The organism is Oscillatoria nigro-viridis PCC 7112, assembly GCF_000317475.1.
In the GTDB taxonomy this organism is placed as follows: domain Bacteria; phylum Cyanobacteriota; class Cyanobacteriia; order Cyanobacteriales; family Microcoleaceae; genus Microcoleus; species Microcoleus nigroviridis.
This window is the reverse complement of the sequence record NC_019729.1, coordinates 7,328,009-7,340,618: the sequence shown is the minus strand read 5'-3', so window position 1 is coordinate 7,340,618 and position 12,610 is coordinate 7,328,009. Positions and strand designations below refer to the sequence as shown.

11 protein-coding genes, 1 tRNA gene and 1 pseudogene are annotated in these 12,610 nt (G+C 45.3%); 7 read left to right on the top strand and 6 right to left on the bottom strand.

What is annotated here, in order from left to right:
- Nucleotides 1–410: 410 nt before the first annotated feature.
- From OSC7112_RS30425 to OSC7112_RS30410, 4 genes are all read left to right on the top strand, one after another.
- Nucleotides 411–1,034, top strand: a complete 624-nt coding sequence (locus OSC7112_RS30425) for a Crp/Fnr family transcriptional regulator (RefSeq protein WP_015179523.1) — start codon at nucleotides 411–413, stop codon at nucleotides 1,032–1,034.
- A 107-nt stretch (nucleotides 1,035–1,141) separates the two neighbouring features.
- Nucleotides 1,142–1,891, top strand: coding sequence for a Coq4 family protein (locus OSC7112_RS30420; RefSeq protein ID WP_015179522.1), 750 nt, complete (start codon nucleotides 1,142–1,144; stop codon nucleotides 1,889–1,891).
- A 157-nt stretch (nucleotides 1,892–2,048) separates the two neighbouring features.
- Complete coding sequence (locus OSC7112_RS30415) at nucleotides 2,049–2,324, top strand: 4a-hydroxytetrahydrobiopterin dehydratase (protein ID WP_263053565.1); 276 nt, start codon at nucleotides 2,049–2,051, stop codon at nucleotides 2,322–2,324.
- 569 nt (nucleotides 2,325–2,893) lie between these two features.
- A complete protein-coding gene (locus OSC7112_RS30410; RefSeq protein WP_015179520.1) occupies nucleotides 2,894–4,588 on the top strand; it encodes an alpha/beta hydrolase in 1,695 nt (564 codons plus the stop codon).
- A 513-nt stretch (nucleotides 4,589–5,101) separates the two neighbouring features.
- Here OSC7112_RS30410 and OSC7112_RS42250 read toward each other — a convergent pair.
- Nucleotides 5,102–5,536, bottom strand: a complete 435-nt coding sequence (locus OSC7112_RS42250) for a CAAD domain-containing protein (protein WP_317623964.1) — start codon at nucleotides 5,534–5,536, stop codon at nucleotides 5,102–5,104.
- Between the two features lie 387 nt (nucleotides 5,537–5,923).
- Nucleotides 5,924–7,366, bottom strand: a pseudogene (gltX, locus tag OSC7112_RS42245) (glutamate--tRNA ligase); the annotation flags it as partial.
- Nucleotides 7,367–7,418: 52 nt separating this feature from the next.
- Here gltX and OSC7112_RS38780 point away from each other — a divergent pair.
- The 3 genes from OSC7112_RS38780 (at nucleotide 7,419) to OSC7112_RS30395 (ending at nucleotide 8,550) form a co-directional block, all read left to right on the top strand.
- Entirely contained in the window at nucleotides 7,419–7,676 is a 258-nt protein-coding gene (locus tag OSC7112_RS38780) for a hypothetical protein (RefSeq protein WP_150111634.1), read from the top strand.
- A 41-nt stretch (nucleotides 7,677–7,717) separates the two neighbouring features.
- The gene (locus tag OSC7112_RS30400) at nucleotides 7,718–8,215 is read left to right on the top strand and encodes a thiol-disulfide oxidoreductase DCC family protein (protein WP_015179517.1); all 498 of its coding nucleotides are present in this window, start codon (nucleotides 7,718–7,720) and stop codon (nucleotides 8,213–8,215) included.
- Between the two features lie 125 nt (nucleotides 8,216–8,340).
- On the top strand, nucleotides 8,341–8,550 hold the full coding sequence (locus OSC7112_RS30395) for a hypothetical protein (RefSeq protein WP_006632034.1): 210 nt from the start codon (nucleotides 8,341–8,343) through the stop codon (nucleotides 8,548–8,550).
- Between the two features lie 58 nt (nucleotides 8,551–8,608).
- On the opposite strand, the gene OSC7112_RS30390 is transcribed toward OSC7112_RS30395, so the two are convergent.
- From OSC7112_RS30390 to OSC7112_RS30375, 4 genes are all read right to left on the bottom strand, one after another.
- Nucleotides 8,609–9,271, bottom strand: coding sequence for a Uma2 family endonuclease (locus tag OSC7112_RS30390; RefSeq protein WP_015179516.1), 663 nt, complete (start codon nucleotides 9,269–9,271; stop codon nucleotides 8,609–8,611).
- Nucleotides 9,272–9,349: 78 nt separating this feature from the next.
- Nucleotides 9,350–9,423, bottom strand: a tRNA-Asp gene (locus tag OSC7112_RS30385).
- A gap of 56 nt (nucleotides 9,424–9,479) precedes the next feature.
- The gene (locus tag OSC7112_RS30380) at nucleotides 9,480–10,562 is read right to left on the bottom strand and encodes an esterase-like activity of phytase family protein (protein ID WP_223300719.1); all 1,083 of its coding nucleotides are present in this window, start codon (nucleotides 10,560–10,562) and stop codon (nucleotides 9,480–9,482) included.
- A 133-nt stretch (nucleotides 10,563–10,695) separates the two neighbouring features.
- A complete protein-coding gene (locus tag OSC7112_RS30375; protein WP_015179514.1) occupies nucleotides 10,696–12,516 on the bottom strand; it encodes a TM0106 family RecB-like putative nuclease in 1,821 nt (606 codons plus the stop codon).
- Nucleotides 12,517–12,610 lie beyond the last annotated feature (94 nt).

Genomic DNA, 12,610 nt, shown 5'->3' with positions numbered 1-12,610 from the left:
ATTCAAACGGTAGAGCAAGGCTTTCAGCCGCTGATTATTCTTCCCAAACTAGATGCGTTTACCCTGCAAGATTGGAGAAGCTGACTGAGGGCTGCGGCTTCCAGTAGTTTTGGGCGGACGGCATTAGGCGAACGACCAGGAGCCAATCCAGTTGACACGATGAAATGTTGGGATGAGAAGGACTGGTTTAAATATCGTCTAAAAGCATCGCCCTCATCACGAAATATTAACTAATTGTTATCTCCTCTGCCACGCACTAATCGTTGAAAGTGCCTGTATATATAGCTACTTTTTTAGATGCGCTTACCTGCAATTTTTTCTGACTAATGCGATGGAAGAGTGCTATATTACTATCAGAATTTTGCCTAAAATTTAGAGTGATTATAGTCACCCATACATACAGGAGGCATATGCAGCAAGAAATTGATCGATACGAAAAGCTATTTCAAGTTTTAGATCGAGCAGTCATACTCAGTAAACAACAGCAGGAAAATGTTCGTAAATTTTTCAAGTACCAGGAGTTCCCAAAAGACTATCAACTCCTGAAGGAAGGTGAAATATCAAACTATTTGTATTTTCTGGTTAAAGGGGTAGTTCGGCAATTTTACTGTGTTGAAGACAAGGAGATCACATCAAGGTTTTCATTTGAAGATGATTTTATTTACTCACCTCATAGCTTTATTTTGAGAAAACCAAGTAAAGAAAATATTAAATCAGTTTCAAATTGCCAGTTTTTTGTGACAACTTATGAGGGGTTGCAATATCTTTACGACAACGACCCTTCATGGAATAAGATTGGACGATTATTGATAGAACATTATTATATTGAGTTAGCAGAATGGGCTTTTCTAATGAAAACTCAAACCGCTTTTGAACGATATGAGGATCTCGTTCAGAGACACCCTGATATCCTCGATCGCGTCAAGCTAGGACATCTTGCCTCCTATTTGGGAATAACCCAAGAAACCCTCAGTCGCATCCGCGCCAGATATCGAAATCAGCAACGCCGCCGTCATCTAGCCCAGGAAATTTGATCTCGATCAAATTTGACCTATATCAAAAAAAGCCCCTGTTGCTTACCTGTGGAGTCACCGTAAGATGCAGTTATCGACAAAAAACAACGCACCGCGAGGTAACAATCATGGGATTCAAATATATCAACGAACTAGCAACTCCTGAAAATGTTGATAAACTGCTGTCTTTAGTTGACATGGTTGCTGGGGGGAAAGTTGACACGCAAAACATCTTCGATATTGAGGATGCTTTGACTGACAGTGAGCAAATGAAAAAATGTTTGCAGGTTGTCCGTCAAAATCCCGACTCAGCACAATTAGTTGATGAGCGTTATATGGGCCCAGAGTTTGATCTGGAAATCTTGCTGAAGCTGCCGGAAGGCTCATTGGGTTGGACTTATGCTCGGGTGCTCAGTGCCATGAACTACGATCCACGGTTCTATCGCCTCCGAAAAATTGAATCAGATGTCGATTACATTACCCATCGCGTTCGCAAAACTCACGATCTGCATCATATTTTGACGGGCTTTAGCTTTGATGACTACGGCGAACTGGGAGTGATTTCAGTGACGGTTGGGCAAATTAGCTATCCCGCATTCACGTTCATTGATTTGGTTGGTTCGTTGCTAGCGTTCATGGCTAATCAAGCACCCGAAGGCATCGATTCTCCTCTGAGATATAATTTTGACCTGGTTTCTCAAGGCATCCACATTGCACGGCAAGCGAAACCCTTGTTTCCGGTGAAGTTTGAAGAAGGACTGGAACGTCCTATAGACGAGTGGCGTGCCGAATTAAACATTGTGCCAGTGACCGAAGGACTCTGGAGTTGGTATAGCCGTCCTTATCTGCGGGATGCGATCGCCCTACCCTCACAGTGAACCGCCTACTGGTCAACTGTTGAGGACATCATCTTCCCTCGATCGGACTAGAGAAGGGCATCCAACAGGCTCAGATGCCCTTCAAGTTTGACGCAATTCTGATAAATCGATTGGAGACATAAATTGTATGATTGGCAATCAATTGGTACATGGCGCTGTGCTATCACCAGATGAACTGGAACACGCGATCGCAAGACTAAATAATTGGAAGATTGTAGACGGTAAACTCTACCGCCACTTTGAATTCACCTCATTTATCGCAGCATTTGGCTTTATGACTCGCGTTGCACTGATTGCAGAAACCCAAGGCCATCATCCAGAGTGGTTCAATGTTTATAACCAGGTTACAGTTCAACTGACAACCCACGATGCAGGTGGAATTACCATGAATGATGTTACTCTTGCCCAAAGCATTGATACGTTAGAGTTGTAAAGTCCTGCTTCAGGTAAGGACTTCATGGGTATCCGCCGAGATATGTGCAAAATGGGACACGTTGTAAAGTGTTGTAAACTCAATTGTCAAAACCCTTGATTTCCCTTCGTTTCAGCCTCGACCATTACTTGACTATTCAAATAAAAACATTCCCTAAAAGGGTCATTTTTGAGCAAGTATCAGGGACAAAAAGAGGTGAAAGCTTGGTTTTACCGTGCAAAAATTTGATTCGCCCTCGATCGTTTTGGGGCAAGGCGCGTAAATCAACAAGGGATTGTTTGCAATATTTATTTACAAGGTGTTTCTTTTTGCAGGTATTTCGGCGGTCACCCTCTTACGCTTCTGCTCTGGCGTGACATCCAGATAAAGCTACAACGTCCCCAGGTCGCTGTGACCTTTTTTGAATAGTCCTCAAAGGTATCCCTGCGCTGGACATCTGCGTGAGGGCAGTTCGCCTAAAACGAGTGGGTGCTGGCTCCCTAACAGAGATGTTTTTATAGCACCATTACCCGTGTTTAACTGATTCATCCCGCATTTATGCAACGCCCTAAATCTGATTGAAGGTGAATATGAAATTACTGACCCAAGCTAAATGTATTCATAAGCAGCGAAAAATCATAGCCAATCCTGATAGAAAGCTACTGGCAAAGTTGGGAGTAGTTCTGGGGGGAATGGTTTCTGCGATCGCATCTGCGATTCCTGCTTGTGGAGCCGAACGAATTTCGTTTTACTATGCACCGTTTGGGCAGTTCGATCTGCCTGTTAATTCATTAGAAACCTTTGCTAAGAAGGGAAAAATCGACAGTGATTTTGCCTATTATGCCAAATTTGCAAATTCAGAGGAATTAGCAAGTTTGCGAGATTTATTGCAACGGCGTTTTGATGTCACCCCAACTTTAGTCTCCCAGTTTACCTACTCTCCGGTAGGAGAAACGGTAATGAAGCGGTTGGGAAATGATTTTCAAACAGGTTCTCAACAAAATGGGTTTTATGCACTGCGATCGGCATTCATCTTGGCAGCAGCAGACCCCGATGGCTTAACGCTGGTGAATGTGTTGCGGAAATATCCCAGCCATACGATTTGGTTTAACTTGCCCCGTGTCCGTGGAATCGTTAGCAATCTGTCAGAAATTTTGAAACAGCGAGATTCCCTAATTGCCGCGATTCAGCAAGATGCGATCGCTGAGGCATCTCAGACACCCATTGATTTTTCCCAACGCTCTGATTTGCGAAAAGGTGGATCGTTTACCTGGCAAAAAGAAACGCTGAACCTAAACGATCGATCCCGGAATCGTCAACTGCTAGTGGATCTGTACCTACCTCAACCAAAAAACGGGGATGTTAATCCAACCCCGGTTCCAGTCATTGTGATTTCCCACGGCATGGCATCCGATCGCCAGAGCTTTGCTTATCTGGCAGAGCATCTTGCATCCTATGGATTTGCGGTTGCTGCCATCGAACACCCTGACACCAATGCGAAAAAGTATCAGGATTATTTTTCGGGATTAGCAAGTCCGCCCAGCGCAATGGCAGCAATCGATCGCCCGTTGGATGTGAAATTTTTATTGGATGAACTACAACGGCTTTCCCAATCAGACTCCAGGTTTCGAGGACGGTTGAATCTCGATCGAGTGGGCGCAATCGGTCAATCTCTTGGCGGATATACGGTACTGGCATTGGCGGGTGCTGCCATTAATTTTCAGCAACTACACAAGGATTGTAATCCAAATAACTCGCTGAACTTATCGCTGTTGATTCAGTGCAGAGTTGACGAGTTACCCCCCAAAGACTATTCCCTGAGAGACGATCGCATCAAAGCTGTGATTGCCATGAATCCCCTCGATAGTACCGTATTTGGGCAGTCGGGATTAGAGCAAATTAAAATCCCGGTGATGTTGGTTTCAGGAAGTGATGATATCTTTGCTCCGGCAGTCCCCGAACAAATTCGCCCCTTTAGCTGGCTAACGGCATCCGATAAATATTTGGTATTAATGGACAAAGCAACTCACTTTTCGCTGCTTAAAACGGATTCAGGACGCGGAGTGCTGCCCGTTCCACCAGAGTTTATTGGCCCCAATCCGGCGATCGCTCACTCTTATGCAAAAGTTCTGAGTGTTGCGTTCTTTGAAACCCACATTGCCAATCAACCAGATTACCGTTTTTACCTGAGTGCTTCTTACGCCAAGTCTATCAGTCAGTCCCCGATAAACCTTGAACTGGTGCGATCGTTTGCATCTACCAATGCCCTGTTAAACAAGAAATAGTGAACAAGGCAAAAGTAAAAAGTTCAAAGGCAAAAGAAAGAGAAACATGACTTACGCAACTGGCACAAAGGGCGGGGGAGGCTTCGCCCCGCCACACGGTACTTTAAATCAGACCAAACACATACAAACGTCTGGACGTTTTAATTGCTGAATCAGATAATTAGAAAGCAAGTTGTGCTTAATTCTATAAATAGTCTGACCTGTTTGAGTTCAAAACCTGAGTGCTGTTGTCACCCATGACTATTCTGATTGGTCAATGACTCCCCTGCCCGATCGTCCTGAATATTTACCTCTTTTCTTCACCGCAGATGAGGGCAGATCAACACAGATTAACCCAGATGAATTAGATCGAGTCCGGTTGCACCGTCTGCGGTTGACTGTTGACTGGATTTTACGCCTGACGGTGCTACCGGAATTAATATCATTAGTCATTAGTCATTTAAAAACCCGACACTAACAACTTATTTAAAGTTGTCAGTGTCGGGTAAAAATTCAACTAATTACAGCAAAAATTTAGGATTTTTTGCCTAAAATTTGTTCTTTCAACGCTTGAATTTCTTGAGCTAACTGTTGCCGGTTGGACGATCGCAGCAAATAGCGGTAGACAAACCACACGGTGTATCCGATACCAATTAGCTCGAATGTTGGTGCTAGCAGGGGGATGTCGTTGAGTTCGTCTATTACGCCCAAAAGCACTTTCAAAGAGATAATCGAGGCTAAAATTACACCGACAACAGTCAGGGGACTTTTGTACTGTTCGTAAAAGCTGCCGATGTAAGCGGGAAACTCGGACAAAATTGCGATAATTTGTTCTTTGATCTGCTGGGCCTGACTTGGCGGTTCGTCGGTAATTATGACTTTTGTGGTATCGCTGGAACTGTCTGCTTCATTTCCGGCAGGAATTTCGGTGATGATAACGGTTGTTTCTGGTTCGTTTGATGAAGTCATTTCTCCACTCGCAATAGTTTTTTGCTGGTTGGCTGCAGGTATTTCAACTGCTGCTGCGGCTGTTTCCACAGGCGATATTTCGACTGCTGAAACCTCGGTGCCGGCTGTTTCCACTGCCGAAATATCGACTGCTGAAACCTCGGTGTCTGCTGTTTCCACAGGCAATATTTCGACTGCTGAAACCTCCGTTCCGGGTATTTCGGTAGCCGATATTTCGACTGTTTCCACAGGCGATATTTCGACTGCTGTCACCTCGGCCGCTGCTGTTTCCACAGTCGGTGTTTCGACTGCTGGCTGTTCTGTAGCAGGAGTTTCGGCGACTGTTTCTGCGTTTGGTTGTTCTGGGGTTGGAGTTTCGGCCGCCACACCAACACCAGGCAAATTCAAGTTGCTAATGGCATCAAGCAAACGGGTTTTAGCCGTTCCTCGCTGGTGAAGGATTACCCAAGATTCTATCAGGTCGGGGCCGTGCATTGCACCTGTCAGAGCGGCTCTGAGCGATCGCATAATTAGCCCTTTGTTAAGATTTTTCTCTTTACTGAGCTTTTTAGTGATTTTCTGAGCTTCCGCTGATGTCAGGGATGAATGACTTTCCATCGCTTCTACAACTGCTTGTAAAGCCTGTGCAGCCCCTGTTTGCTGCAACTGTGCCAGTGCTTCTTCTTCGTATTCCACCGTGGTGGAGAAGAATAACTTGCACATATCCACAGCATCGGTTAAGCGAACCAGACTCGGGCCGATTAAAGCAGCTATTTGTTCGAGCCAGGGGCGGTCTGCCTCCAAGTCAAACTCGTAACCGCCTTTCTGCCACCAATAAGGTATCAGCAAATCTGTCAATTGCGGCACTGGCATTTTGTGCAGGTATTGACCGTTGAGCCAATTGAGTTTATCCCAATCAAATTTTGCACCGGCTTTGTTGACTCGATCGAATGTAAATACTGTCGCAGCTTCGGAGAGTGTAAATATTTCTTGCGTTGAGTCCGGGGGAGTCCAGCCCAGCAAAGTCATGTAATTGACCAAGGCTTCGGGGACGTAACCCATATCTTTGAAGTCAGAAATCGAGGTTACGCCGTCGCGTTTAGAAAGTTTTTGCCCTTGCGAGTTTAAAATCAGCGGCGTGTGAGCAAATTCTGGGATTGTCGCGCCCAAAGCTTCGTATAGCAATATTTGTTTCGGAGTATTGCCGATGTGATCTTCGCCGCGGATGACGTGGGTGATGCCCATGTCGATGTCATCGACAACTACTGCGAGGTTGTAGAGGGGTTGGCCGATGACGCCGCCGCTGGATGCACGGGCAATTACCATATCGCCGCCGAGGTCGCTACCTTTCCAGGTTACGGTGCCGCGTACCGTGTCGTTCCAAGCGATCGTGCGATCGTCCTCAATGATAAAGCGAATCACGGCTTGCCGCCCTTCGGCTTCAAAAGCTTCGCGCTGTTCGGGAGTCAGGTTGCGGTGGCGGTTATCGTAGCGGGGGGCCTGTTTGTTGGCTTTTTGTTCTTCCCGCATCTGGTCGAGTTCTTCCGACGTGGTGTAGCAGCGGTAGGCGAGTCCTTTGTCTAGGAGGGTTTGGACTGCTTGGCGGTATATTTCCAGACGCTGCGACTGAAAACTCGGGCCTTCGTCCCAGTTCATACCCAGCCAGGTGAGTCCTTCGAGGATGTTATCGGTGTATTCGCTTTTAGAACGTTCTACGTCTGTGTCTTCTACCCGCAGGATAAATTGGCCGCCTTGGTTGCGGGCAAACAGCCAGTTGAATACGGCGGTTCTGGCGGTACCGATGTGTAGGTTTCCGGTGGGACTGGGGGCTAGACGGACTCTGACATTCATGTAGATTTTTGCTTTTAGATTGGGGGCGATTTACGGGTTGGGGGAATAGCTGATGTTTGAGACTTCAAATTTTATTATATTTTATTGCCGACTTAATAGTTGTGCTTGGCAGGTGCTTTGCCTCGAATTGCTTGATAATAGACGATCGGGCGATCGGGCGAAAGTCTCCGGCAAGGCACGAGAAGGCATCTTGATGATATTAGCATTGCGCGCGGCCAAGACAGGATTCACCTTTGGGACTATTTTTCACAGCACAAATAACTGGTTTAGGAGTACCCAAGGCGCACCTGATAACTATTTATCCTTGTAAAATGTTTGTGTGCGATCGACGACCTTAAAATATATTTCCCTATGTCTGCTGCTAAAACTGAGTTTTCCGAATCTGTTGCGCCCTCACCCGAGTCTGTTGCGCCTGCTTGGCAGATTGAGTTGCTGTACGACGGTGAATGTCCTCTGTGCTTGCGGGAGGTTAATTTCTTAAAAAAACAGGACGCGGGGCGAGGTTTAGTGTCGTTTGTGGATATCGCGGATGATGGCTACAACCCGGAGGCCCACGGCGGAATCGACTACGAAACGGCGATGGGTCGGATTCACGCGATATTACCCGACGGTACGGCAATTAAAAATGTGGAGGTTTTTCGCCGCACCTACGAGATTTTAGGTATGGGATGGGTTTATGCTGTGACTGAGTTACCAGCGATCGGGGCGATCGCCAATTGGTTGTACGGAATTTGGGCAGACTGGCGGCTGAAGCTGACGGGAAGACCGGATTTAGCAACAATTATGAGCGATCGAACTGTGCGGATCGAGTGCGAAAGTCAAGACCGCTGCCAACCCAACTCGAAATGAGTAATATTTGGGAAATTTTCAGTAAGTTCGATCGGTCTATCAGAAGATATCAGCAGAAACAGACTGCAACTAAGATTCAAGATGGACTACTATTAAAGCTCAAAAAAAATTAAAGGTCAAAAAAAATGCAAGATGCAGGCTATACAGTCTTCATGGGTTTCGGTGGTCTCTGGATACTTATGGGAATTGCCGCTGTGATTTTCCTGTTCAAATCGGACGGTCAAAAACTTAGGTTTGGCAAATGGGGATTGCTAGTTGCTATTCCTATTCTCGTCCCCATCGTCCTGGTTTTGACATATCAGATCGCCCGACCCTTTATTTCTTCGCACCTTTGAGTGCTGCAGGGAGTCGGTCGTCCGTGGAAGAAAGGAATTAGTTAAATCAATTTTAGTATTATTGCTCGTTTTCGGGCGATCGCAACTGGTGCCTCACCCATACTCGCAAAGCCTCAATGATAGTCGTATCATCCTCCGTCTCGGCCATCTGCAAAAATTGATTGATTATTCCTGAAGAAACAATCGGAAAAGCGCCACTGTATTCACAGATCGCATATTCTCCGTTCTGAAGTTGAAAAAATTGTACAGTCTCTCCGACATATCTCCAAATTTCAGGAACTCCTAAGTTTTTGTAGATAGTAAAGCGATTAGTAGATGGACTGGTGAGATCGACTTCGATGATTAAATCAGGTGGCGGGTCGATTGACAAGTTAATTTTTCGGCCGCGAATGCGATCGACATTTTGGATATAAAAACAGGAATCCGGTTCTGCACCTTGTTTTAAATCTTCACGGTTTAGAGTCGTTGAACCAAATCCCTTGCGTTTCAATTTTAATTCGTCACTTAAAGTAGTCACAAACTGTTTCAACAAACAATTAACTGTTTCATGCAAATCTGATGGCATGATAATTTCTAATACTTCGTGACAATACGAAAAACGCGAGGATCTCTTGTCTCCCGCTTCTGCTAATAAAGTTTGGTAAGTCTGCCAACTGATATTAGATAATACCACCCGTTGTGTAGTTTTTTCTGGGGAGGGGTTAATGAGCGTAACAGTCATATTTCGCTCCTCCTTACTCAATTAATAAAATACCAAAAGCTTAAAATTTGTATTTTAAACTTTCTATTTACGAGAGAACGGGACAGACGGGGCTCGAACCCGCAACTTCCGCCGTGACAGGGCGGTGCTCTAACCAATTGAACTACTGTCCCTCGTTTTGCCGTTTTTTCAGGCACAATTTCTATTATGCCTATAACTTCACCTTTTGTCAAGAGGTTTTTTGAACTTTTATTTGGAAGCCCAAAATTTGAGTCTCTTGCAGGGGACTGAAGTTGTTGTCGCTCACCAAAATCAGACCTTTGCTAGCATCCGCCAGGTCGGGACCCAATGTCAACCCCTCAATGTTGTCTAGGGGGATTTTCAGGGTTTCCAAATCCAGCAGCAGGCGTTTTTGAGCGGGAGAAACCTCGCCCAGACGGCTTTTGAGGCTTTCGAGGGCATCAATACGATCGCCCTTGTCCAGAGAAATCTCAAAAATTCTGATAGTTGTGCCGGTTTCCAGGGAAAAACCGCGCTCTAAACTCAGCAAGCGGCGATCGTCGATCGCCAACAAATCCACTAAACCGTTGCTAGTTAATTTTCCCACAGGATTCGCACCAGCGGGTAGCGGTTCGGTGATGTAGAGAAACGATGCTTCAGGATTGCCGCTCACCGCATCGTAGCGCAAAATCCGGCACGGACTCCCGGTTTCCAGGGAAGCTGCGGCGCCATCTTGAACTATAGCGTTTTCGGTAGCGGTGAATAGATATTTGCGATCGGGCGTTAAAGTTAAACTTTCAAATGATAGATTGTTGCGGATGCCTTTAGTGCCTTTGTCATCCGGCAAAAATAGTTCTGGGATTGGCAGCGTTTTCAGGAGTTTACCATCGAGGGAGAACTCTTTGATAAAAGGATTTATTTGGCGATCGACATCTCCCTCTGAAGAAACAAACACGCTATTGCCCGTAAAAGCTATCCCTTCCGGATCTAAACTTAATTCAGGAAAACCTTTGCCGTTTTCATCTAATAAAGTAGTGACACCAGTAAAAGTAATTTTCTCTTTTTCCAGTTTACCAGATTGCAAGTTAATTTTTAGAGTATAGAAGCGCGCCGGAGCCTTGCTGCTGCGGTCATCAGAAATGGCATAATAAACTTGTTTTTCGGCATCATAAGTAATGCCCGAAAGTCCGCCAATTTCCGTCCCCTGAAACGGAGAACCTGTAGGAAATATTGCTCTGCCGATAAAATCAATTTTCGTAACAGCGAAAGATTGAGCTGATTGATTTACCCAAATAGCAAGACTTGCTGCCATCAAAAAACAGACAATAAATATAATTGCTTTTGCTAGCCTTCGCATTTTACCAATAAATACATTATTATCTACCTTCCTCTTCCCTTTCCTCCTTCGCGGCCTTTGCGCCTTCGCGGTTCGTTAAATCATAAATTCACTGTTTCTGACTTAACAAAAAATTGGTCAACCAATCTTTAACCACATAAGTAGCACGACAGTCGTCCTCATTGTAGCGGACGATCGCCTCCAAGAGCGATCGATCGCCGGTTTTGAGCCAATCCTCGTACCAGCAGACGCACTGAGCACCATTAGCCTTAGCATCTCGCCAGTCAAAACCCAGCCAGCGGGCAATTGGCTTGAGTGCGTAACTTTCCACCGGCATAATCGCTTTTTGCGTCACTTGTTTGTGAATATCTACAAACCGTTTCAGCACGGGTTTCCACAAATAAGCAGGAGTATTGTAAAGTTTAGCCAGTCGCTTAAAAGTCTTGACTTCGTAGTCGCAAAAGTGAAAAATCGGAGCAATGGGATAAGCCCACATTAATTCTAAAAACTGCTGCCAGATGACACCTTCCTCTGCTGCTGATTCTGCTAAAAAACCGTGAAAATTTTCCGTATTGTTGCATCGGTCAACAACTAAGACTCCGTGGAGGTAATCTAAGTTTAACTCGGGTTCCGCTTCAATGTCAAAGTAGAGTTCGATTGGGGCGATCGGCAAAAAGACTGATTGAGAATAGGGAATTGGTTTCTTGCGAAGAATTGGCGCAGGTATAGAAGATGTAGCAGGTTTATTTTCTGTAGTCTTTCCCTGAACAAGATTAACTGTTGCTAAACTCTTCTGGGGAACTTCTAGTATGGTTATAAATTCATTAACTTCTGCCTCTTCCCTTATTCCTTCTTTCCTCACACCTACATCTGTTAATTTTGTTAAATCCCGTACAGTGTTAGCTGCCGAACTGCTATCCGTTAAATCCCGTACATTGCTCGTTGCCGAACTTCCTTCTTCCCGCAACAGCGGTTGATTTAGCAAGTGCGATTTAGCTTGCTGCACCACATCAAAAGCAACTCGATCCGGAAATTCGGGATACTCTGAAAGCAGTTCGGAACTAGCATTAGCGAGAGCTTCTACATCAGTAATTTCGAGACTTTTTAGTCTAGCATAGCGGCTGGCAGTAACTCCCGGCAATAACGAAAGATGTTTAATAGATTCGGCTTCGGCGTGACAGATAGTATACCAACCGCAAAGATTGCACTTTTGCCGGGAAATGAACACCTCTGGTTTATCCCGATGTTCTATCATCTGAATGCAATCATCTAAAATCTCGAACATCTGAGGATTTCGCTGGCCGAGATTCACCGAGCACAGCCCTTTTTTTCGCAGCATCAGCCACGCAGTATCGGGCATTGTTTCCTGTACGGAAGCTAAAACTTGGGCGTGAAAAGCTGCGATAATTTGATACTCTAGTTTTGGTCGCTTGCTAAGCCAAATATCCGCAGTAGTATAACTCCAATTGCCAAATTTTGATTGTCCCGGCTGTTTGATTAATAAATGGGGGCGGCTAATCAGGGTAATGTTTGAAGAGGGAAGATTGGAGGATGAAAAATCAACGGGAGTTTCGGGGATTTCGCCAAATTCTGGGAAATATTGACTGTCAATTCCTACCAGAGAAGTTGTGGCGGCGTTGGTTTTGCCGAATTCGCTCCGGATCAGAACTCCTCGGTAAATGCGATCGACCCCTTGCTGCATTAAACTCAATGTAGCGGCCGCGCCAGCTTCCCAATCCCCTCTAGGATAATATGGTTGTTGGTAAGTCTCGTGTTCCAAAGCTTGCTGCTGGTATGTCGCGCTGTCGCGCATCAGTTTCAGCAAAAAGTCGCTGGGGGGATCTAGTTGTTTCCAGTCTCCGCAGGTGTCTAAAAATGCTCGGAGATGGCATCGCTGATAGGAAAGTAGCAGTTTGTCAGTTATTAACATTTAGTATTCGCAAGGCATAGAGTATCAGGCAAAAGGTATAAAATTCACAGCATTAGTTATTCAATATTAACGCTATCAATAATTCCCCAAAAAA

Bases quoted from the DNA above. Each gene is read 5' to 3' on its own strand.
- OSC7112_RS30425 (WP_015179523.1), top strand. From the start codon at position 411: ATGCAGCAAGAAATTGATCGATACGAAAAGCTATTTCAAGTTTTAGAT.
- OSC7112_RS30420 (WP_015179522.1), top strand. From the start codon at position 1,142: ATGGGATTCAAATATATCAACGAACTAGCAACTCCTGAAAATGTTGAT.
- OSC7112_RS30410 (WP_015179520.1), top strand. From the start codon at position 2,894: ATGAAATTACTGACCCAAGCTAAATGTATTCATAAGCAGCGAAAAATC.
- OSC7112_RS42250 (WP_317623964.1), bottom strand. From the start codon at position 5,536: ATGACTTCATCAAACGAACCAGAAACAACCGTTATCATCACCGAAATT.
- OSC7112_RS38780 (WP_150111634.1), top strand. From the start codon at position 7,419: ATGTTTGAGACTTCAAATTTTATTATATTTTATTGCCGACTTAATAGT.
- OSC7112_RS30400 (WP_015179517.1), top strand. From the start codon at position 7,718: ATGTCTGCTGCTAAAACTGAGTTTTCCGAATCTGTTGCGCCCTCACCC.
- OSC7112_RS30395 (WP_006632034.1), top strand. From the start codon at position 8,341: ATGCAAGATGCAGGCTATACAGTCTTCATGGGTTTCGGTGGTCTCTGG.
- OSC7112_RS30390 (WP_015179516.1), bottom strand. From the start codon at position 9,271: ATGACTGTTACGCTCATTAACCCCTCCCCAGAAAAAACTACACAACGG.
- OSC7112_RS30380 (WP_223300719.1), bottom strand. From the start codon at position 10,562: ATGGCAGCAAGTCTTGCTATTTGGGTAAATCAATCAGCTCAATCTTTC.
- OSC7112_RS30375 (WP_015179514.1), bottom strand. From the start codon at position 12,516: ATGTTAATAACTGACAAACTGCTACTTTCCTATCAGCGATGCCATCTC.